We start from the raw sequence: 21,739 nt of genomic DNA, 5'->3' as shown, positions 1-21,739 counted from the left end.
ATTCAGGAGTGGGGCCCGCCTACAGCAGTGGTGCGGGCCCTTCTCCTGCCCTTCATTGAGAATCCGAGGAGCCCTTTTCCGTGCTCAAGTACATCTTCAGGCGCACGCTGCTGATGATCCCAGTGGTGCTGATTATCTCCACGATCGTCTTCTGGATCATTCAGCTGCCCCCTGGTGACTATGTCTCCAACTACGCGCGTCAGCTCGCTGATGAGGGCGAGCAGCTCTCCGCCGCAGACCAACAGGCCCTGCGAGAGCGTTTCGGGTTGGATCAGCCCTGGTACATCAGGTATCTCGGATGGCTGTGGGGGATCATCAGCCGAGGCGACTTCGGTTACAGCTTTGCCTACTCCCAGCCCGTTCTTGATGTCATCGAGCAGTACATGGTCATGACCCTGGTAGTGGCCATCGCCTCCATGCTCTTCACCTACTTGGTGGCCATCCCCATCGGTGTCTATTCCGCAGTCAAGCAGTATTCCCTGGGTGACTACGTCTTCACCACAGTGGGCTTCCTCGGCATGGCAACCCCGAACTTCCTGCTGGCGCTGATCCTGATGTACTTGGCCTACTCCTGGACGGGAAGCCCGATGCTGGGGCTGCAGTCCCCAGAGTTCCGCGGCGCCGAATGGTCCCTGGCACGAATTGGGGATCTCCTGAAACACATGATCATTCCTATTGTGGTCATCGGCACTGCCTCCACCTGCGAACTCATCCGCGTGATGCGCGGTCAGATGCTTGATGAGCTCAATAAACCCAATGTGGTCACCGCCCGGGCTAAAGGCGTCAAGGAATCAACCATCCTGCGCAAATACCCGTTGCGCGCGGCGATCAACCCGATTGTTTCCACTCTGGGCTGGTCTTTGACCGCAATCTTCACCGGATCCACCATCACCGCGATCGTGCTGAACCTGCCCACCCAGGGCCCCGTCATGCTTGATGCCCTACTGGCCCAGGATATGTACCTCGCCGGTACCTGGCTGCTGTTCATGGCGGTACTGACCGTCATCGGCACGCTGATTTCCGACATTCTGCTGGCCTGGCTGGATCCCCGTATTCGTCATGAAAGGAACGGTGCCTCCGCATGAGCCTGACCGCGCCTAAGAACGGCACCCGCACTATTCGGCTCACCCGCCGCGAGAAGAAGATCGGCATGCAGGAGGAAACCACCTTCGACGGCGGCTATACCCGCACCCAGCAGCAGGCCGCCTCCCGAGCCCAGGACAAGTATTACGCGGCCGGCCAGTGGCGGCTGATGTGGACCAAGCTGCGCTCCCACCGGTTGGCCCAGATCTCCATGGTGGTATTGGGTCTGCTCTACTTCGGTGCGATCTTCGCCCCATTCCTTGCGCCCTATAACTTGGGAAGCTACGACGCTGCCTATATTGATGCGCCGCCGACCAGGATCCGCTTCTTCCACGAGGGCCAGTGGGTAGGTCCCTATGTCTACGGTCTCGAGCACAGTCGCGACCCGGAGACGCTGCGCAGCATCCTCACCGCTGATACAGATCGGATCCACCGCCTCCAGTTCTTCGTAGAGGGATCCGAGTGGAGCTTCTTCGGGCTCTTCAGCTCCTCTATTCACCTCTTCGGCGTTGACGGGGGCGGCCGGATCTTCCTCTTCGGCACAGACGGCATGGGTCGTGACCTGTTCTCTCGGATCCTGCTGGGTTCCCAGGTCTCACTGTCGATTCCCCTGGTAGGCGTGGCCATCAGCTTCATCCTCGGCATTGTGGTCGGATCCATCGCAGGCTATTTCGGCGGAACCATCGACTTTGTGATCCAGCGAATCATCGAAATTATGCGGTCCTTCCCGACACTGCCGCTGTGGATGGCCCTGGCCGCAGCGATCCCGTCCCGAGTCCCGGTGGTCACGATGTTCCTCTACATCACCGTCATCATGGCCTTCATCGAATGGACCACCCTGGCGCGGGTGGTCAGGTCCAAGTTCGTTTCCCTCAAACAAGAGGACTACGTGATGGCCGCCCGGGTAGCCGGTGTGCGCCCGATGAAGATCATCGGTGTGCATCTGGTCCCAGGATTCATGTCATACCTCATTGTGGCTATGACTCTGGCTATTCCGGGGATGATCCTGGGTGAGACCGCATTGAGCTTCCTTGGACTAGGTATTCAAGCTCCGGCTACCAGCTGGGGAGTACTGCTGCAGGAAGCCCAGAACGTGGCCTCGGTCTCGATCTACCCGCACAAGCTCATTCCACTGATCTTCGTGATCCTGACCGTGCTGGCTTTCAACTTCCTCGGCGATGGCCTCCGCGATGCAGCTGACCCGTATAAGAAGGCGAATAAACGATGACGGCCCCCGCACCCGGCACCACCGTGCTGACCGTAGAAGATCTGAAAGTACATCTGCCCACCGAGGCGGGCACCCTCAAAGCAGTTGACGGTGTGGGCTTCACTCTCAAAGCAGGCAGCACCCTGGGGTTGGTGGGAGAGTCAGGATCTGGGAAGTCACTGACTTCCAAGACCCTGCTCCGGCTCAACCCCGAGGACTTTGACGAGGCCGGGCGGATCACCCTGCATGCCACAGACGATCATGATGAGCTCGAGATCCTGTCCCTGGATCCCAAAGGTCCGCTGGTTCGTACAGTCCGCGGTCGTCGCATTGCCATGATCTTCCAGGAGCCGATGACGGCATTCTCTCCGCTGTACACCATTGGCAATCAGATCATTGAGGCGATCCTGCTGCACACAACCTCGGACCGTCATGAGGCACGCCAGATCTGCCTGGCCATGATGGCTAAGGTCGGTATTGCTGACGCCGATCGCCGCATCGACCAGTACCCGCATGAGTTCTCAGGCGGCATGCTCCAGCGAGCACTGATTGCGATGGCACTGAGCTGCAGCCCCGAGATCCTCATCGCCGATGAACCCACTACCGCCCTGGACGTCACCATCCAAGCTCAGGTCCTGGAACTGATCTCTCAGCTGCAGGAGGAGCTGGGCATGGCGGTACTGTTCATCACCCACGATCTGGCCGTCGTCGCCGAGGTCTGTGATGAAGTGGCCGTGATGTACCTGGGCAAAGTGGTGGAACAGGCTCCGGTGCGTGAGATCTTCAAGAACCCCCGCCACCCCTACACCCGGGGGCTGCTCCGCTCCATCCCGCGGCTGGGGATGGGCCGTCGTGAGCGCCTCTACGCCATTGAAGGCACTGTGCCACAAGCCATCGACCTGCCACCCATGTGCGGTTTCTACGACCGCTGCGCCCACAGGATCGACGGTGTCTGCAACACCGCCACCCCGCAGCTGCTTCCGGTTGCCCCCCAGCATCAGGTGCGGTGTTTCCTCGAGGATCCCGACATCGCTAGCGGGTCCAAGCCAGCAGAGCCGGTGCCAGAGCCGGCAACCAGCCCTACTGCCCATCGGGCACCCACCGCAGCAGAGCCTAAGGAGCAGCGATGAGCACTCTGACCCTGAGCACCTCACCGGAGCAGAAACCCCAGGAACTTCCCGGCGAACACCCGACGGAACCAGCGGTGCTGGAGGTCAAGAACCTCACGAAAGAGTTCGCCGTCTCAAAAACTGTGTCATTCCCCGCCGTCGACGACGTCTCCTTCAGTCTGCAGCAGGGCGAAACCCTGTCCGTGGTGGGCGAGTCGGGCTGCGGCAAATCCACGTTGGGCCGTTGTATCGTCCGCGGCATCGATGCCACTTCCGGAGAGGTGATCTATACACCGCAGGAAGGCAGCGAGGTTGACTTTCTGAGCCTGAAGGGACGCCAGCTGAAGAAAGTCCGCAAGGACATCCAGATGATCTTCCAGGACCCGCATTCCTCGCTGGATCCGCGGCAGACAGTTTTTGACATCATCGCTGAGCCGCTGAAGGCCACCACACGCATTCCGCAGGCGGAGCTGCGCCGTCGGGTCCGTGAAATCGCAGAGAAGGTGGGACTAGATCCCTCTCATCTGCGGCGCTACCCGCACAGCTTCTCCGGCGGACAGCGCCAGCGCATCGGCATCGCCCGAGCACTGGTGACCCGGCCCAGCGTGATCGTCGCCGACGAGGCGGTCTCCGCATTGGACGTCTCCATTCAGGCCCAGATCATCAACCTGCTGCGAGACCTGCAGGATGAGCTGGGTGTCACCTACCTCTTCATCGCCCACGATCTCTCCATCGTGGAGTACATCTCTGACCGTGTGGCAGTGATGTACCTGGGCCGCATCGTGGAACTGGCCCCCACCGATTCGCTCTTCGCCGCCCCCAAGCACCCCTACACTGAGGTGCTGCTCTCGGCGGTCCCGCAGCCGGATCCTGAGGTGCGCAGGCAGCGCATTGTGCCCAAGGGGGAGGTGCCCTCACCGGCAGATCGGCCTAAAGGGTGCCTGTTCGCCAACCGGTGTGCCTATGCCACCGAGCTGTGTGAGCAGAAGGCACCTACGCTTCAAGAGACTGCGCCGGGACACTTCTCGGCCTGCCATTACGCCAGTCAGCTGCAATTGAAGGGGCTGGCGCAATTGGAGATCACCGGTGCTGAAGACCACACCGGATAGCTTCTCCCGCCAGGCCCGCGGCCTGGTGCTTCCCTTCGTTCTGCACGCCCTGCTGTCGAACTCGTTCATCCTCTTGGACACCGTGATGGTGGCCTCCCTGGGGCAGAGCGCAGTGGCGGCAATGGCCGCAGCCGGACAGTTCAGCTTCATCCTGGGCATGCTCATGGCCGCCACGTGGGGCTCGGCGACCTTCATCACCCAGTTCCACGGGCGCGGTGATACTGCCGGAGCGCATCGGGCGCTGGGGGTGATGCTGCTGCTTGCGGTGAGCCTCTCCACCGTCATGGCGGTGCTGGTGTTCCTGTTCAAAGAGCAGATTGTTCTGTTCTTCATCACCGATCCTGCAACAGTCAGCGCCGCAGTGCAGTACCTGAGCATCATCGTGATCGCCTACGTGATCAACGCGGTCAAGGACTCCTACGCCAATGCCCTAGGCGCTATCGGCAAAATCAAAGTAGTCCTGCTGCTGGGTGTGGTGGGACTGCTGACCAACACGGGGCTGAACCTGCTGCTGATCTTCGGCTTAGCCGGCTTCCCCCGGCTGGAGCTGCAGGGAGCCGCTGTTGCCACGGTGATCTCCTCAGCGCTGACCTGCCTGGTCCTCATCGGATTCATCTACATCCGCCGCTACTGGGTCAACGCCAGCGTGCGCCAGATGTTCAGCTTCCGGAAGGCCTTTGTCGGCAGGATGCTGCGCGTCTGTTTCCCGCTGCTGCTGCATGAGGGCGTCTGGGCCTCCGGAAGCCTCATCTATGCCATGGCCTTCGGGCATTTGGGCGTAGCCGCACTTGCCGCCTATCAGCTGGTCAGGACCCTCAACAACTATTTCCTCATCGGTGTCTCAGGATTCTCCTATGCCGCCCGAGTGCTGGTGGGCAAGAACTTAAGCAATGAGGACCCGGCGCAGGCCATCGACTATGCCAAGCGCTTCACCCGTACTGCGGTGGTGGTCGGCCTGATCGCCACAGCAGTCCTGCTGCTGGCCAATCCTGTGGTTGTCTCGCTCTTCCCTGAGTTGGAAGAGAGCGCCAGCCGATATCTGCGCCACATGCTCTACATCCACGCCGCGATGGTGCTGATCTTCTTCCTCAATCACATCTGGATCACCGGAATCATGCGCGCCGGCGGGGACAACCTCTTCTCCTTCCGGCTGGTGGCAGTGACCACATGGGGGATAGGGGTGCCGTTGGTGCTGCTGGGAACCTTCGTCTTCAACTGGCCTGTAGAAGTCATCTTCCTGCTCTTCACCACCGAAGAGCTCACCAAAGCGATCTGGGGATTCTTCCGCATTCGCTCGGGCCGGTGGGCCAATAACTTAACGAAAGACATGACATGAGCACAGACACCCAAGGTTCTCTTCGATCCTGGACTCACGAAACACCGCAGAGCCGCCGTCGCTACCGGGTGTTCTCAGAGTTCCAGCCGCGCTACGAGGAGCTCAGCGGCGGATTCAGTGCCCAACAGCTGCAGAGAAACTACCCCTCAGACGGTCACGGCGGTCATGACTTCATTCCGCTGCTGGACAGTTTTGATCTCCTGATCCGTGAGCACCCCGACGTGCTGGAGCAGGATCTGGCACTGGCGATTCAGCACAACCAGGCAGCTGCCGAGGATCCCGCGCAATGCCGGGCTGCCTTGGAATCACAGTACGAGGATCAACTTCTGGCATTGGCTCCGGGGCTCGGGGCTCACTTGGGTCACCTGTTCCGCGAAGCCATCCTTGACGGTGACCTTCCCAAAACCGTGCAGCTGCTCTCCAAATTCCGTCCTCACGGGCGCGTTGCTCACCAAGGAGCATCCTGCAATCCGGCCAAAGCGCGTTGGGCCAAATGGAGTGTGCGTCCGTTCCTGCGGGCGCCTGAGCATATTCACCAATTCGACGTCGACGGCGGCAACGCCTACTCCGGCCACGACGGATCGTTCCCTTCGGGCCATACCTCCGAGGCCTACTGGCAGGGTGTCACCCTTGCGACCCTGCTGCCAGAGCTGGCCGCAGGGATCCTCGCCCGCACCGCCGACCTGGGCCACTACCGGGTGCTGATGGGGGTTCATTATCCGCTGGATGTGATTGGCGGAAGGATGATGGGCAGCTATATTGCCGCGAACCGCTGGTCAGATCCGTTGTTCCGGGAGCTGCTGCTCGAATCCCGTGAGGAGCTGTGCTCAGTGCTGGAATCGGCTGTCGGGGCAGAGCTGGTCACCAGCATCGAGCAGGATAAGCCATATCTGCCGCTTAGGGCTGCGCGAGACCATTATCGGCAGTACCTCAGCTATGGCTTTGGTCAGCTGGGCCCCGCTGGTGTGCCGCTTGAGGTACCGGAATTTGCGCCGAATCTGCTGATCACCGCATACCCGCAGCTCAATGCCGAAGAACGCGCACAGGTGCTGCGCGATACTGCCCTGGACTCCGGCTACCCACTGGATAAGCAGGGGCCCGACGGCGGCTGGCAACGCATCGACCTACTCGCAGCAATGACAGAACACTGAGTGACCGAGCCCCGAAAGGACAACGAAAAATGAAGAAATCCGCAATGACGTTCGCCCTAGCCCTGCTGCTGACGGGCCTAGCGGCACCGGCAGCCTCGGCCGCCGAATCCGTGACCGTTATCCCACATACCGAAGTCGTTGGGTTTGCTGAAGTTGAACCGGTAAGCCGGGACCAGCAACTGGCAAAGCAGTTCCAGCCCTTCCTGGAAGTCCGCACTGGCTGCGTGCCGTTCCCTGCTGTGGATGCAGCTGGCAACGTCAGTGGAGGACTTGCTCCCACCGGAGGCTCCAGCAGCGGATGCAGCAGCCATACCGGCCAGGTCTATGCGCGGTCAGGCTGGCACAACGGTGCCTACGCGATCATGTACTCCTGGTACTTCCCCAAGGACTCACCATCGCCTGGACTCGGTCACCGGCATGACTGGGAGGGACTCGTGGTGTGGCTGGATGATCCCGCGGCCGTGAACCCACAAATCGCGTCCATCTCGTACTTCCAGCATGGGAACTACCGGCACACACCGGCCACGGAAGACAACACTCACCAGGGACGACCGCTCATGGCTTACTACCACACGTGGCCGGTCAATCACACGCTCTGGGTCAGCAGCCGGGTCGGCGGCCAGCAACCGTTGATTGCTTGGGAAGACATGACCCCAGAAGCCCGCCGTGCCCTGGAGGTGCATGATTTCGGGGCAGCCAATGTGCCGTTTAATGATGCGCGGTTCAGCAGCCACCTGGAACGGGCGTGGTATCAGTGACCAGGCCGCAGAGCACCGTGCCGCATGACCAGATCCCCGTACTAGAACACTTGGAGAATGGGTACGGGCGCGCCGTCGCCCAGCGTCATCAGCCCTATCTCTCGGTGCTCTCTGGGTGTGTGCCATATCCAGCAGTGGACGCCCAGGGTCGTGTCAGTGAAGGGCTGCCCACGGACAGCCCGGAGGAAGGATGCTCGCAAAGCTCCGGCCAGTGCTATTACCGCGCGGTCAAGCGAGGGGACTTATGGGGCATCGTCTACGCCTGGTACTTCCCCAAGGACTGTCCCGCACCTGGTGCCGGTCACCGGCATGACTGGGAGGGTGCCGTGATCTGGGCACGAGATGACGAGGGGACAACTCAGCTGGAGCATTTTGGGTACTCACAGCATGGCAGGTTCTTCATCGTTGAAGCTGATACGCATACGGCCTACCATGGACATCCGCTGCTGGCCTACTCCCGATACGGTGAGCGGGTCACCCATTCCATGTGGCTGCACGACCAGCCAGGAGGGTTGCAGCCGCTGATCGGTTGGGAGGAGCTGCCTGCGGCGTCTCGCCGAGCCCTCAACGTTGCTGACTTCGGGGCAGCGGATGTGTTGATAGCAGACCGTAACTTTCAGCGGAACCTGTTCAAGGCCTGGCCCGGTCAGCCCGAAGAAGTCATGGACCTTCTGGGCTGAGCGTTAGCCAGCCTGTGAGCTGTCCCAGCACTCACCCCCTCGCGATAAGGTGAGGGGGTGAGTGCTGAAGCCAATAAGCTGCTGGTCATTGATGGTCATTCCATGGCGTTCCGGGCGTTCTACGCCCTGCCGCCGGAGAGTTTCCAGACCACCTCGGGGCAATACACCAATGCCGTCCACGGCTTCACGAATATGCTGCTGAAGCTCATCCGTGAAGAGCTCCCCACACATATTGTTCTCGCCTTTGACTTAGACACCCCCACGTTTCGGCACCAGTCCTACGAGGAGTACAAGGGCGGACGCGCGAAGACTCCAGAGGAGTTCCGCGGCCAGATCGACCTGATCAAGAAAGTTGCCGAGGCGCTGACCATCCCGGCTGTCACCGTGGAGGGCTACGAGGCCGATGACATCGTTGCCACCTACGTCACCCGCGCCGAGGCTGCCGGCTGGGAGACCCTTATCGTCTCTGGCGACCGGGACGCCCTGCAGCTGGTCACCGAGAACACCAAGCTGATGTACCCCACCTCGGGCATCTCCAAGGTGACGGTGCTGGACCCGGCTGCAGTAGAGGCCAAGTACCTGGTGCCCCCAGCGAAGTACCCGGACCTGGCTGCCCTGGTGGGGGAGTCAGCTGACAACCTCCCAGGCGTGCCAAAGGTGGGGCCGAAGACGGCGGCCAAATGGATCGCCCAGTACGGCTCTACCCGCGAGATCATCAACAATGCTGCCGAGATCGGCGGCAAAGTGGGGGAGAACCTGCGTGCAGCAGTCGCCGATGTGGAACGAAACCTGGAGCTGAACCTGCTGGTGCGAGACCTCGAGGTTCCGCTTGATCTTGAGGACGCGGTGCTGACTCCGCCTGACCGGGAAGCGGTCGAACCGCTTTTCGACGCGCTGGAGTTCAACCAGATCCGTGATCGGCTGTTTGAGGTCTTCGCCGCGCGATTCCCCGAAGCGGACCTTTCTGCCGAACCTACTGGGGCGCTGCCGCAGGTGACAGTGGCCTCCTCCGCTGCCGAACTCACTGACTTCCTCGCAGACCACGACGACGCCCCGTTAGCTCTTGCCCTGTGTCTGGATCGCAGCGGAGAATCACTGTCCACTAAGGCAAAACGCGATGAAGCCGCCCGGCTTGCCGAAGCGCTGGCCGTAGTGCTGGTGCCAGCTTATGAGAGCCCCGATGAAGCAGTGCAGGCCCTCGCTGTGCCGCTGGTCGAGGCCGACGCCGAACTGGAGTCTGCCCTTGCTGCCTGGCTGACGGAACCCGGTTTGCCGAAGCTTGTTCATGACTATAAGGACGCCGGCAAACGACTGGCCTGGCGAGGGCTGAGCCTGCGCGGCGTCGTCGAGGACACCCTGATTTCGGGATACCTGATCCAGCCTGACCGGCGGAACTTCGCTTTCGCGGATCTGGTCACCCAGCACCTGGGTGCATCCACTGAGCCCGGTGACTATGTGGGTGGAGAGCAATTCCGCAAGAAGAACGACGACGGCGGCCAGGGCACGCTCTTTGATGAGGAGCCGATCCCCGGGGTCATTGAGGAGGACCTGGCACGTGCAGGGGTGCACGGGATGCTGCTGCACAGCCTCTCCTCTACGCTGCACGCCGAACTTGCCGAGCGCAAAGCCGAGCAGCTGCTCTATGAACTGGAGATCCCACTGGCGGAGATTCTGCTGCAGATGGAGCTCACTGGCATCGCGGTCAGCCGTGAGAAGCTGCAGAACCTCGACACGGAGTTCCAACGCACAATCGAAGAGTCGGCGGAAGCGGCCTATGCCGTCGTCGGACATCCGGTGAACCTCGGCTCCCCGAAGCAGCTACAGACAGTGCTCTTCGAGGAGCTGCAACTGCCCACCCAGGGCGTGAAGAAGAACAAGACCGGCTACTCCACCGACGTGGAAACCCTGCAGGACCTGCTGGCCAAGACTCAGAATGAGTTCCTGGTGCATCTGATGAACCACCGCGATGCTTCCAAGCTGCGTCAGACCGTGACCGGGCTGACCGAAGCGGTGGGCGACGACGGCCGGATCCACACCACCTACGCCCAGACTGTGGCAGCCACCGGGCGACTCTCCAGCCTGCACCCGAACCTGCAGAACATCCCGGTACGCACTGCGGCGGGACGGAAGATCCGTGATGCTTTCACCGTGGGTGAGGGCTACGAGACCCTGTTGACCGCCGACTATTCGCAGATCGAGATGCGCATCATGGCTCACCTCTCCGGTGACCAAGCCCTGATCGAAGCCTTCCGCGCAGGTGAGGATCTGCACAGTTTCGTGGGCGCCAGGGTCTTCGGCGTGGGTACCGATGAGGTGAGCGCCGAGCAGCGCTCCAAGGTCAAGGCCATGAGCTACGGCCTGGTGTACGGACTCTCCAGCTTCGGGCTGTCCAAACAGCTCAATATCGGGGTGGATGAGGCCCGTGAGTTGATGAACGAGTACTTTGAACGCTTCGGGGCGGTGCGGGACTACCTGCGCGATGTGGTGTCACAGGCCAAGAAGGACGGTTACACCGCAACGATCTACGGCCGCCGTCGCTATCTTCCTGATCTGACCAGCGATAACCGGCAGCTGCGCCAGATGGCCGAGAGAGCTGCGTTGAATGCGCCCATCCAAGGGTCCGCGGCGGATATCATCAAGCGCGCCATGATCGACGTCGACGCCGCCCTGGCGCAGTCCCAGCTGAAATCCCGGATGCTGCTGCAGGTTCATGACGAACTCGTACTGGAAGTGGCACCGGGGGAGCGGGAGCAGGTGGAGAAGCTGCTGGTGGAGAAGATGAGCTCGGCAGCCGATCTCACTGTTCCTCTCGATGTGCACGTGGGTGCCGGGTCTACCTGGCACGACGCCGCGCACTGAGTTCGGGCTGGGCTGGTCCCGCGGGCGGGGGAACCCCGCCACGCTCTCGGCGAGCTAGCGCTCGCCTTCACGCCTGAAGGTCCCGCGGGCGGGGGAACCCCGCCACGTGGGGCTTGCAAGCATACGGTGGCGCAGTTTGACGAGAATTCGGCCCGAAAACGAAGCAGAATGTGGTCGAACCGCGCCACCGTACGAAGTAGGGTGGGAGGCGTGAGCATACCTGCGCCAAAGCTGCCCCAGATTGCCCCGCTCCCTGATGGACTGACCAGCCGCACCTTTCCGCTGACCCTGGGGGAGGACGGCAAGCCGGATCCCGCAGGTGCCGCCTTCATCCGTACCGTGGAGCATGGCTTCTACGAGGAGTGGTACAGCGACGAGAAACTTGAGCGCCTGCAGCCAGCCCTGGCTGAGGACAACCAGCAGTGCACCGGCGTCTTCGTCGACCCGGGCTTTGCCGCATTGGAGCCCTGGGGCGACGCTCTGGAACAGATCGGCTTCGACGCCGCGCTCCACCCGGTGGGCACCTTCGTCGACTATGACAAAACGCTCAACGCCGGAGGCGAGCTACTGCCGGCACGTCTGGTCACTGGAGTCACCGTCAACCCGGGATTCCGTCGCCGCGGCATCCTCAAGCACATGATGACGACGGCGCTGGCCCGCGCGGTGCAGGACGAGATGCCGCTGGTAGCCCTGACTGTCTCCGAAGGCAGCATCTACGGCCGCTTCGGCTTCGGAGCAACCACCCGCGAGCAGCGCCTGGAGGTTAATGTCACCAAGGCCGGTGAGGCCTTCGCCCTGCGCACCCCGGCCACTGGCAGGGTTCTGACTGTGGACCCGGCGGAGCTCGGTGACGTCGTAGACGCCACCTTCGCCCAGTTCCATCAGCGCACCCGCGGTTCAGTGGAGCGCCAAGCGTTCTACCGCAAAGCTGCTACCGCTCAGTGGAATCCGGAGGACATCACCAGCCAGTGGCGCAAGGCCCGCACCATTGTGCACATCACCGAGGAAGGCACTATCGGTGGCTATGCCGTGTTCACCTTCACCGGCTGGGACAACGAGCCGCATACTATGCAGCTGCGCGATATGGTCACCGTGGATGCTGCAAGCCGGATCGAACTCTGGCGGCACCTCGCCGATATGGACCTAGTAGGGCGGATCACCCAGAACAACGCGCCGGTGGATGACCCGCTTGCGGCCGCGCTGGTGAACCCGCGTGCGCGCAAGGTCACCGCCCAGCGCGACGTGCTCTGGGTGCGGATTCTCGATGTGGTGCGCGTTCTGCAGGCTCGTGAGTGGGGTGCCGACGGGCAGTTCGTGCTGGAACTCTCCGACCCGCTGGGAATCTGTGCAGGCAGCTTCGCCATCACCGTGACCTCGGGGGCGGCACGGGTGCAGCCTGCCGCTGATGCAGCAGGCCCGCGTTTCCGCACTGATGTTGAGACGCTGGGTGCAGTGTATTTGGGTGATGTGTCCGTCCTGACTATGCGCGACGCTGGACGGATCAGCGGCCCCGAGGACGCAGACTGGAACTCTCTGGCGGCGACCTTCGATCTGCCGACTGCCCCCTACTGCGCCACTCACTTCTAGGTGACGCATCGCCGAGTTCTCGGTGCTCAGGACATATTCGGGGGCGGTTGTACTGAATTGCCTCGGGAGTATAGACTGATTGGGCGCGTTCTGCGCACAGAGCTGTGAGATTCGGTCGCTATTCAGCGTCGAGTCTGGCATCTGATACAGATCCTGCTGGATTGCCTGCGAAAGCTCGCATGCATTCAAGCATTGAACTGTTCACCTGTCCACCGCTCAGTGCACTCGCTGAACCGTGCACTGACCAACCACCATCAATCCATATCGGAGCCCCTACTACATGACCACCACCGCAACTGCACCCGGTGCCCCGCAGGTCGCTATCAACGACATCGGAACCGCCGAAGAGTTCCTCGCAGCCGTCGATGCGACGATGAAGTACTTCAACGACGGCGACATGGTCGAAGGAACCATTGTCAAGGTTGACCGCGACGAGGTTCTCCTGGACATCGGGTACAAGACTGAAGGCGTCATCCCGTCCCGCGAGCTGTCCATCAAGCACGATGTTGACCCGGACGAGGTCGTCGCCGTCGGTGACAAGGTCGAGGCCCTGGTTCTCCAGAAGGAGGACAAGGAAGGCCGTCTGATCCTGTCCAAGAAGCGCGCACAGTACGAGCGCGCCTGGGGCGACATCGAGCGCATCAAGGACGAGGACGGCGTCGTCACCGGCACCGTCATCGAGGTCGTCAAGGGCGGCCTTATCCTGGACATCGGCCTGCGCGGCTTCCTCCCGGCCTCCCTGGTGGAGATGCGCCGCGTGCGCGATCTGGCCCCCTACATCGGCCAGGAGATCGAAGCTAAGATCATCGAGCTGGACAAGAACCGCAACAACGTTGTGCTCTCCCGCCGTGCATGGCTGGAGCAGACCCAGTCGGCTGTCCGCTCTGACTTCCTCAACAAGCTCGAGCGCGGTCAGGTCCGTAAGGGCCACGTCTCCTCGATCGTCAACTTCGGTGCCTTCGTGGACCTGGGTGGCGTCGACGGCCTGGTGCACGTCTCCGAGCTGTCCTGGAAGCACATCGACCACCCGAACGAGGTTGTCGAGGTCGGTCAGGAAGTTACCGTCGAGGTCCTCGAGGTGGACATGGACCGCGAGCGCGTCTCGCTGTCTCTGAAGGCCACCCAGGAAGATCCGTGGCAGACCTTCGCCCGCACTCACGCTCTGGGTCAGATTGTGCCGGGCAAGGTCACGAAGCTTGTGCCCTTCGGCGCATTCGTCCGCGTCGAGGACGGCATCGAGGGCCTGGTGCATATCTCCGAGCTGGCAGTGCGCCACGTGGACCTGGCCGAGCAGGTTGTCTCCGTGGGCGACGACGTGTTCGTCAAGGTCATCGACATCGACCTGGAGCGCCGCCGCATCAGCCTGTCCCTGAAGCAGGCCAACGAGGGTGTTGACCCGGAGGCCGAGGAGTTCGACCCCGCGCTGTACGGCATGGATGCCGAGTACGACGAAGAGGGCAACTACAAGTACCCCGAGGGCTTCGATCCCGAGACCAACGAGTGGATGGAAGGCTACGACGAGCAGCGCGCTGCTTGGGAAGCACAGTACGCCGCCGCTCAGGAGCGCTGGGAAGCTCACAAGGAGCAGGTCCGCAAGGCCATCGACGCCGACGCCGAGGCTGCAGCCGAAGCTTCGGTGGGGGGCTCATCCTCCAGCCGCAAGGCTGAGCCGGCTCCGTCCAACTACTCCTCCGCACCCGCTGGTGGCGAGGATGCAGGCACCCTGGCCTCCGATGAGGCTCTGGCAGCACTGCGCGAAAAACTGACCGGCAAGTAATTGTTGGCTAGCTGATATCAGCTGCAACGAGAAACCCGCTTCACCGCTTCAGGTGGGGCGGGTTTTCTCGTATCTAAAAGCCTAAAACGGGATCGTTACCATCTTGAGACCCGGCCATGCGATCGCCGTCAGGAGCGCGATACGGCGTCGCTGACAAGCCAGTCCCAGCCTTTTCCCAGGGTTTATGGGGTGACTTATGGGGGATTCTTTTCTAGCGTGGAGCCGATATGCCTAGCTGGAACTCGGCCTAATTGGCTGCAGAACCGGCGTTGGGCGCCCGCCGTGAACCGTGATCCACGGCGGGAAGACAAGATTGAGAGACCGGACGTTTCTCACGAAAGGCACCAATGCTAGATAAGGTCCATGACCTTTTCAGACTGCGCACGAGTCCCGTGATCTTCTTCGTGTCAGCAGGTTTGATCGCGGTCTTCGTCATACTTACCCTCGTCATGCCAGAGGGCATGGCGTCGTTCTGGGGTGCCGGGTCGGGGTGGATTTATGACAACCTGGGATGGTTCTACATCTCCGGCCTGACCATCTTCCTCATCTTCCTGATCATTGTGGGTTTCGGTCGGTTTGGGCGCATTCGTCTAGGTCAAGATGATGAGAAGCCCGAGCACAGCGATATGTCATGGTTCGGCATGCTCTTCGCCGCAGGCATTGGCACCATCCTGATGTTCTGGGCTGTTGCTGAACCGGCTAACCATTTCGCGGAACCGCCCCGGGGAGAATCGACTGGAGTCGAGGCCCGCTCGATGGAAGCTGCCAGCGAGGCCATGGGCTTCACGCTCTACCACTTCGGTCTACATACCTGGACGATTTTTGCGCTTCCCGGATTGGCTTTTGCCTACTTCATCTATAAGAGGAACCTCCCGCCACGCGTGTCCTCTATCTTTCAGCCCATTCTTGGAGACAGGATTCACGGGCCTATCGGCAAATCTATCGACATCTTCGCCATTGTGGGCACTATCTTCGGAGTTGCTGTCTCGATCGGGCTGGGCACGCTGCAGATTCACGCTGGTCTGGCCCAGCTGTTCGGTGTGAGCGACGCCGACTGGAACTTCATCATCATCATTGCAGTGGTCACCATTGTGGCGACGATTTCCGCGGTGCTGGGCGTGAATAAGGGCATTCGGCGGCTGTCCAACTTCAACATCTGGACCGCCATCGCCTTACTGATCTTCGTTCTGGCCACGGGGCCCACGGTCTATATGCTGCGCGGCACAATCGAATGGGCCGGCGTCTATCTCAGCATGTTGCCCGAACTTGCGTTCTGGAACGATACGTTGGCCGATACCGGCTGGCAGAACGGCTGGACCATTTTCTACTGGGCCTGGACCGTGGCTTGGGCACCCTTCGTGGGCATCTTCATCGCGCGGATCTCACGGGGGCGCACGATCCGACAGTTCGTGGCCGGGGTGCTTGGTCTACCGACCCTGTTCACCATCATCTGGTTCGGCATCTGGGGCAGCGGCGTCTTCGACATCGAGTTCAATGGCGACGGCGGACTAGTGGACTCAGTGCTGGAGGATGGCGTGGAGACCGCGTTGTTCGCGTTCCTGGCCGAGTTCCCGCTGGCCCCGGTGACTTCGGCTGTAGCCATCATGCTGGTGGGCGTCTTCTTCATCACCTCGATGGACTCGTGTTCCCTTGTTCTTGACGACATGTGCAATGGCTACGAGGGCAAAGCCCCGCTGCACCAGCGAGCGTTCTGGACGGTCGCTATTGGCACCATTGCTGCACTGCTTCTGACGGCCACCGGCGAAGGTGGACTTGCCGCGTTGCAAGAGGTCGCGCTGGTGTTCGGACTTCCCTTCTTCATTCTCGGGTACTTCATCATGTACAACCTCTCTCGAGCCATGCGGGAGGACGCTGGAGAAGTCGGGTTCCTCAGGACCCGCCGCTGGCTGCAGACATTGCCGCCGGAGGAGTACGAGCGCCGCATGGAGGAGGCAGATGCTTCGCTGGCCGAGGCCGTGGTGGCACCGGACTACGCAGAGGGCACACAGCCGGAGAACGCTCCAGAACTGGAGCATGCCGAGCAGCCCCCGGTCGTGGAGGAATACCGCGTCCGCACCGGCGAGACCCCCATCATCGATCCGGCGAATCCGGGCGATACGGGGATCCCGCCTCGTGGGTGATCGTATCTAGTCCTGCTCAGAAGCCCGTTCCGGCAATTCCGCCGGGACGGGCTTCTTGGTCTCTGCATCTCCGGAGACTCGCGACTTCACCAGGGACGCGAGGACGGTCACGGTCAGCACACCCAGAATGACCAGCAGCGAGAGTCCGGTCGAGATCTCCAACACCGCGACATTCTCACCATTGTTGATGAACCACAGATTGTTCTCATGCAGCGCATGGAGCATCAGCTTGATGCCGATGAACCCGAGGATCACGGCAAGACCGTAGGAGAGGTACACCAGGCGCTCCAGAAGGCCGTCGATCAGGAAGTACAGCTGGCGCAGACCCATGAGCGAGAATGCGGTGGCGCTGAAGACGATATACGGCTCCTGGGTCAGGCCGTAGATCGCGGGGATCGAGTCCAGAGCGAAGAGGATGTCCGTGCCGCCGATTGCCACCATCACCAGCAGCATCGGAGTCAGCATCCGCCGGCCATTGATTCGGGTGGTGAGCTTGTCGCCGTCGTAGTCATCTGAGGTGTTGAGCCAGCGCCGAGCGGCACGGACCACAAAGTTATCGGCCTCCTCCTGAGCTTCCTCACCGGAGAGTTCCTTCTTCAGCAGCTGGCCGGCGGTGAGCAGCAGGATGATGCCGAAGATGTAAAAGACATCGCTCCAGGCGTGGATCAGCCCCGCACCCAGGAAGATGAAGGCGGTACGGGCGATCAGCGCAAAGACGATGCCGAAGAGCAGCACCTTCTGCTGGTACTTCCTGGGCACGTTGAAGCTGGAGATGATCACCAAGAAGACGAAGAGGTTATCGACCGAGAGCGCCTTCTCCGTGATGTAGCCGGCATAGTACTCAGTGGCGTGGGCGGTGTCACCGAAGAAGATGAAAACCAGGCCAAAGAGCAGGGCCACACCGATATAGAAGGCCGACCAGATACTGGCTTCACGCAGCGTGGGTTCATGGGCCTTGCGTACGTGGGCGAAGAAGTCGAAGGCGAGCAGGCCGAGGATCGAGGCAATAGTGATGCCCCAGACGAGGGGAGTGATCTCCACAGTAAGGAGTCCTTTCGGGAGTGCGACGATGCGAGTCATCCTCGCGAGTCTCTCCGCCCCGGATCAAGGTCTACAATGTCCACCATCATCCAGGACCGCTGTGCCCGGCGGAGCATCGGTGCTCCGCGTGCTGACGTACACAGCGCCTAGGGGTACTCCCTCACGCAGAGATAATGGTACACCTGTCTTATGACACTCCACGTACAGCAGCCCAGCACGCAGGTGATTCATCAGCCTGAACAGCACCGCTTCGCCATCATGGTCGAGGCACAGTCCGCCGGCTTCGCTGAATACCGCGAAACCGGCGCCCACGCCCGTGCTTTTACCCACACCGAGATCGACGAGTCCTTCCAAGGGCAGGGACTGGCGAAACAACTGGTGAGTGAGGCGCTGGATCTCACCCGGGAGCAAGGATTGACAGTGCTGCCGTACTGTCCCTTGGTGCGCTCTTTCATTGCCAAGCACTCCGAGTATCTCCAGCTGGTACCGGCTGAACGACGGCATGAGTTCGGTCTGTGAGTACCCCTGCGGACAGCGGAGCTGACCTGCCGCGCTGCAGCTGGGCGTCCGGGGCACCAGAGTTCCCCCAGTATCACGACACTGAATGGGGATTCCCGGTGGGGGAGGACCGCAGGCTCTTCGAGAAACTCTGTCTTGAGAGTTTCCAAGCGGGTTTGAGCTGGCGCACCATCCTGACCAAACGTGAGAACTTCCGAGCTGCGTTCGCAGGGTTTCAGATCTCGACTGTCGCCGGAATGACGGCGGACGACGTCGCCCGGTTACTGACGGATGCGGGCATCATCCGGCACCGCGGCAAAATCGAAGCGGTGATCAACAATGCCCGCCGGGCCGAAGAACTCATCGCCCAGCAGGGATCGTTGGCGGCTTTCGTCTGGTCATTCGAACCGCGGCCTGAAGAACTGGGCGAACCCCAGACCATGACCACCTCACCCTCGGCGGTGGCGATGGCCAAGGAACTTAAGAGTCGGGGATGGAAGTTCCTCGGCCCTACCACCGTATTCGCTTTTATGCAGTCCATGGGCCTGCTCAACGATCACGCCTGGGACTGCTTCATCAGGCCCCAGGTCGATCAGGCCCGCGCCCAGTTCATCCGCCCAAGCGCCAGCAGCTGATTACTCGGCGGCTTTGATCTGCCGCAGCTCCTTCTTCAGGTCTCCGATCTCATCACGCAGCCGGGCGGCCAGTTCGAAGTTCAGCTCTTCAGCCGCATTGTGCATCTGCTGGGTCAACTGGTTGATCAGATCTGCCAGATCCGTGGCTGGAGTCTTTGCAGCCACAGAGGTCTGTGCGGTGGCCTCGGCAGCGGCACCGGCGGCGCCGTCGTCCTCCTGCTGGAAGGCGGTGAAGCCGCGGTGCCCCTTGCCGTAGGTGAATCCTGTGGCCAGACCGCCCATGCCCTGCAGGAGATCCGCGGTATCGGCATCCTCGCGCGCCAGCTGGTCGGTGATATCGGCAATACGCTTCTGCAGCGGCCGGGGATCGATCCCGTGCTCCTTGTTATAGGCCACCTGGATCTCACGGCGACGCTCGGTCTCATCAATAGCCCGACGCATGGAGTCGGTGATCTTATCGGCATACATATGCACCTGTCCTGAGACATTTCGGGCGGCACGGCCGATGGTCTGGATCAATGAGGTCGTGGAACGAAGGAAGCCTTCCTTATCCGCGTCCAGGATGGCCACCAGTGAGACCTCAGGCAGATCGAGTCCCTCACGCAGCAGGTTGATACCGACGACGACGTCGTAGGTCCCCTTGCGCAGTTCACGCAGGATCTCGATTCGTTTGAGGGTGTCCACATCCGAGTGCAGGTATTCCACCTTCACCCGGTGCTCCAGCAGGTATTCGGTGAGGTCTTCTGCCATCCGCTTGGTCAGGGTTGTCACCAGGACCCGCTCATTGCGTTCGGTGCGAGCACGGATTTCACCGAGCAGGTCATCGATCTGACCCTTCGTGGGTTTGACCACGATCTCCGGGTCCACCAGGCCGGTGGGACGGATGATCTGCTCCACCACGCCGTCGGCCTGTCCCAGCTCATAGCTGCCCGGGGTAGCCGAGAGGTACACGGTCTGACCGATGCGCTCTAAGAACTCATCCCATTTCAGCGGCCGATTATCCATAGCCGAGGGCAGTCGGAAGCCGTGCTCGACCAGCGTGCGTTTACGGGACATATCGCCCTCGTACATGCCGCCGATCTGCGGGATGGTCACATGGGACTCATCGACGATCAGCAGAAAATCGTCAGGGAAGTAGTCCAGCAGACAGTGCGGCGCGGAGCCGCGCGGGCGGCCGTCGATATGCAGTGAATAGTTCTCGATGCCGTTGCAGAAGCCCATCTGCTGCATCATCTCGAGGTCGTAGGTGGTGCGCATGCGCAGCCGCTGGGCCTCAAGGAGCTTGTTCTGGGATTCCAGCTCAGCCAGCCGCTGCTGCAGTTCATCCTCGATGCTGGTGATGGCTTTGGCCATCCGATCATCACCGGCCACATAGTGGCTGGCGGGGAAGATGTACATTTCCTCTTCCTCGCGCACTACGGTGCCGGTGAGCGGATGAAGGGTATAGATCGCCTCGATCTCATCGCCGAAGAACTCGATGCGCACTGCGAGCTCCTCGTACATCGGGATGATCTCCACGGTGTCACCGCGGACCCGGAACGTCCCGCGGTGGAAGTCAGTGTCATTGCGCACGTACTGCATGCCCACGAACCGGCGCAGCAGCTGGTCCCGCTCGATAGTGTCCCCGCGTTTGAGCGGCACCATCTGCTTGATGTACTCCTCCGGGGTGCCCAGACCGTAGATACAGGAGACGGTGGCCACCACGATGACGTCGCGGCGGGTCAGCAGCGCATTGGTGGCGGAGTGCCGCAGCCGCTCCACCTCGTCATTGACCGAGGAGTCCTTCTCAATGAAGGTATCGGTCTGCGGGACGTAGGCCTCGGGCTGGTAGTAGTCGTAATAAGAAACGAAGTACTCCACCGCGTTGTTCGGCAGCAGCTCTCGGAACTCGTTGGCCAGCTGAGCTGCCAGGGTCTTGTTCTGCACCATGACCAGCGTCGGGCGCTGCAGACGCTCAATCAGCCAGGCGGCGGTGGCGGACTTACCTGTGCCGGTGGCGCCCATGAGCACCACGTCCTTCTCGCCACCCTGGACGCGGGTCGCGAGCTCCTCGATGGCTTTGGGCTGATCACCGGAGGGCTGGTATGGGCTCTCCACCTTGAACGGAGCAACGGTCCGCGAGATCTTCGGCGCAAGAGACATAACACCAGGCTACTGTGTGGCCCTGACACGTTCGCTGAGGTTCACCATCAGCTCATCAACCTTTTGCTGCAGGTGCGACAGGCGGCCGTCGTTGATGAGCACCACATCGGCTGCTGCGGCGCGCTCAGCATCGGTGGCTTGCGCGCGGATTCTCGCTTCGGCATCATCCTGGCTCATCCCGCGGTTGTGCACCATCCGCCGTACACGCTCCGGGTGCGGGGCCTGAACCACCACGACGACGTCGAACCGATCCTGCTGCCCGGTCTCCACCAGCAGCGGGATATCCTCCACCACGATGCTGCCGGCAGGGGCTGATTCCCGCAGCGCCGCGGCAGCAGCACGCACACGCGGATGGACGATGGCATTGAGGCGGGCGCGGGCATCGTCGTCGGCAAAGACCACTCGGCCCAGTGCGGCCCGGTCCAGTCCACCCTCAGTAGTCAGAACCTGCTCACCGAAGGCGGCCACCACTTCATCAAGACCCTCAGTGCCAGGTTCCAGCACCTGCCGGGCCAGCAGATCCGCGTCGATGATGAGGGCACCATGTTCTGCCATTCGCGCCGACACAGCAGACTTTCCCGAGGCAATGCCACCGGTCAGGCCAACCGAGAGTATTCCGGTCACAG

General features: G+C 61.5%; 17 protein-coding genes. 14 read left to right on the top strand and 3 right to left on the bottom strand.

Going from position 1 to position 21,739, the window contains the following annotated elements; genetic code table 11:
* Positions 1–80: 80 nt before the first annotated feature.
* The 12 genes from ABEA23_RS13730 (at position 81) to ABEA23_RS13675 (ending at position 16,797) form a co-directional block, all read left to right on the top strand.
* Entirely contained in the window at positions 81–1,085 is a 1,005-nt protein-coding gene (locus tag ABEA23_RS13730) for an ABC transporter permease (RefSeq protein WP_260072220.1), read from the top strand.
* Positions 1,082–2,311: an ABC transporter permease gene (locus tag ABEA23_RS13725; protein WP_345478548.1), complete on the top strand. Its 1,230-nt coding sequence runs from the start codon at positions 1,082–1,084 to the stop codon at positions 2,309–2,311. The genes ABEA23_RS13730 and ABEA23_RS13725 overlap by 4 nt, the downstream gene beginning before the upstream one ends.
* Positions 2,308–3,420 carry an ABC transporter ATP-binding protein gene (locus ABEA23_RS13720; protein WP_345478547.1) on the top strand — a complete coding sequence of 371 codons (1,113 nt, stop codon included), beginning with the start codon at positions 2,308–2,310 and terminating at the stop codon, positions 3,418–3,420. Before ABEA23_RS13725 ends, ABEA23_RS13720 begins: the two co-directional genes overlap by 4 nt.
* Positions 3,417–4,508 carry an ABC transporter ATP-binding protein gene (locus ABEA23_RS13715; protein ID WP_345478546.1) on the top strand — a complete coding sequence of 364 codons (1,092 nt, stop codon included), beginning with the start codon at positions 3,417–3,419 and terminating at the stop codon, positions 4,506–4,508. Before ABEA23_RS13720 ends, ABEA23_RS13715 begins: the two co-directional genes overlap by 4 nt.
* Positions 4,486–5,844 carry an MATE family efflux transporter gene (locus ABEA23_RS13710; protein ID WP_345478545.1) on the top strand — a complete coding sequence of 453 codons (1,359 nt, stop codon included), beginning with the start codon at positions 4,486–4,488 and terminating at the stop codon, positions 5,842–5,844. Before ABEA23_RS13715 ends, ABEA23_RS13710 begins: the two co-directional genes overlap by 23 nt.
* Positions 5,841–6,995, top strand: coding sequence for a phosphatase PAP2 family protein (locus tag ABEA23_RS13705; protein ID WP_345478544.1), 1,155 nt, complete (start codon positions 5,841–5,843; stop codon positions 6,993–6,995). The genes ABEA23_RS13710 and ABEA23_RS13705 overlap by 4 nt, the downstream gene beginning before the upstream one ends.
* Before the next feature lie 29 nt (positions 6,996–7,024).
* Positions 7,025–7,753 (top strand): NPP1 family protein, encoded by a 729-nt coding sequence (locus tag ABEA23_RS13700; protein WP_345478543.1) that lies wholly within the window; start codon positions 7,025–7,027, stop codon positions 7,751–7,753.
* Complete coding sequence (locus ABEA23_RS13695) at positions 7,750–8,433, top strand: NPP1 family protein (protein WP_345478542.1); 684 nt, start codon at positions 7,750–7,752, stop codon at positions 8,431–8,433. The genes ABEA23_RS13700 and ABEA23_RS13695 overlap by 4 nt, the downstream gene beginning before the upstream one ends.
* Positions 8,434–8,490: 57 nt before the next feature.
* Positions 8,491–11,292, top strand: a complete 2,802-nt coding sequence (gene polA, locus ABEA23_RS13690; protein ID WP_345478541.1) for a DNA polymerase I — start codon at positions 8,491–8,493, stop codon at positions 11,290–11,292.
* A 210-nt stretch (positions 11,293–11,502) separates the two neighbouring features.
* On the top strand, positions 11,503–12,879 hold the full coding sequence (locus ABEA23_RS13685) for a GNAT family N-acetyltransferase (RefSeq protein ID WP_345478540.1): 1,377 nt from the start codon (positions 11,503–11,505) through the stop codon (positions 12,877–12,879).
* Positions 12,880–13,159: 280 nt separating this feature from the next.
* The gene (gene rpsA / locus ABEA23_RS13680) at positions 13,160–14,656 is read left to right on the top strand and encodes a 30S ribosomal protein S1 (protein ID WP_044494615.1); all 1,497 of its coding nucleotides are present in this window, start codon (positions 13,160–13,162) and stop codon (positions 14,654–14,656) included.
* 347 nt (positions 14,657–15,003) lie between these two features.
* Positions 15,004–16,797, top strand: coding sequence for a BCCT family transporter (locus ABEA23_RS13675; RefSeq protein ID WP_345478539.1), 1,794 nt, complete (start codon positions 15,004–15,006; stop codon positions 16,795–16,797).
* A 6-nt stretch (positions 16,798–16,803) separates the two neighbouring features.
* On the opposite strand, the gene ABEA23_RS13670 is transcribed toward ABEA23_RS13675, so the two are convergent.
* Positions 16,804–17,838: a TerC family protein gene (locus ABEA23_RS13670; protein ID WP_345478695.1), complete on the bottom strand. Its 1,035-nt coding sequence runs from the start codon at positions 17,836–17,838 to the stop codon at positions 16,804–16,806.
* Between the two features lie 189 nt (positions 17,839–18,027).
* Here ABEA23_RS13670 and ABEA23_RS13665 point away from each other — a divergent pair, with 189 nt between their 5' ends.
* A complete protein-coding gene (locus ABEA23_RS13665) occupies positions 18,028–18,357 on the top strand; it encodes a GNAT family N-acetyltransferase (RefSeq protein WP_345478538.1) in 330 nt (109 codons plus the stop codon).
* Entirely contained in the window at positions 18,354–18,971 is a 618-nt protein-coding gene (locus ABEA23_RS13660; RefSeq protein WP_345478537.1) for a DNA-3-methyladenine glycosylase I, read from the top strand. Before ABEA23_RS13665 ends, ABEA23_RS13660 begins: the two co-directional genes overlap by 4 nt.
* Here ABEA23_RS13660 and uvrB read toward each other — a convergent pair whose 3' ends face one another.
* Together uvrB and coaE are read right to left on the bottom strand one after the other, a co-directional pair.
* Positions 18,972–21,113: an excinuclease ABC subunit UvrB gene (gene uvrB, locus ABEA23_RS13655; protein WP_345478536.1), complete on the bottom strand. Its 2,142-nt coding sequence runs from the start codon at positions 21,111–21,113 to the stop codon at positions 18,972–18,974.
* Positions 21,114–21,122: 9 nt separating this feature from the next.
* Complete coding sequence (gene coaE, locus ABEA23_RS13650; RefSeq protein ID WP_425577192.1) at positions 21,123–21,737, bottom strand: dephospho-CoA kinase; 615 nt, start codon at positions 21,735–21,737, stop codon at positions 21,123–21,125.
* Positions 21,738–21,739 lie beyond the last annotated feature (2 nt).

Origin of the sequence: Nesterenkonia rhizosphaerae (assembly GCF_039544555.1) — a bacterium.
Taxonomy (GTDB): Bacteria; Actinomycetota; Actinomycetes; order Actinomycetales; family Micrococcaceae; genus Nesterenkonia; species Nesterenkonia rhizosphaerae.
Note: the sequence above shows the minus strand (reverse complement) of the source record. Positions and strands in the feature narration are given on the sequence as shown.

Bases quoted from the DNA above. Each gene is read 5' to 3' on its own strand.
- ABEA23_RS13675 (WP_345478539.1), top strand. From the start codon at position 15,004: ATGCTAGATAAGGTCCATGACCTTTTCAGACTGCGCACGAGTCCCGTG.
- rpsA (WP_044494615.1), top strand. From the start codon at position 13,160: ATGACCACCACCGCAACTGCACCCGGTGCCCCGCAGGTCGCTATCAAC.
- ABEA23_RS13700 (WP_345478543.1), top strand. From the start codon at position 7,025: ATGAAGAAATCCGCAATGACGTTCGCCCTAGCCCTGCTGCTGACGGGC.
- ABEA23_RS13705 (WP_345478544.1), top strand. From the start codon at position 5,841: ATGAGCACAGACACCCAAGGTTCTCTTCGATCCTGGACTCACGAAACA.
- ABEA23_RS13720 (WP_345478547.1), top strand. From the start codon at position 2,308: ATGACGGCCCCCGCACCCGGCACCACCGTGCTGACCGTAGAAGATCTG.
- ABEA23_RS13725 (WP_345478548.1), top strand. From the start codon at position 1,082: ATGAGCCTGACCGCGCCTAAGAACGGCACCCGCACTATTCGGCTCACC.
- ABEA23_RS13715 (WP_345478546.1), top strand. From the start codon at position 3,417: ATGAGCACTCTGACCCTGAGCACCTCACCGGAGCAGAAACCCCAGGAA.
- uvrB (WP_345478536.1), bottom strand. From the start codon at position 21,113: ATGTCTCTTGCGCCGAAGATCTCGCGGACCGTTGCTCCGTTCAAGGTG.
- ABEA23_RS13665 (WP_345478538.1), top strand. From the start codon at position 18,028: ATGACACTCCACGTACAGCAGCCCAGCACGCAGGTGATTCATCAGCCT.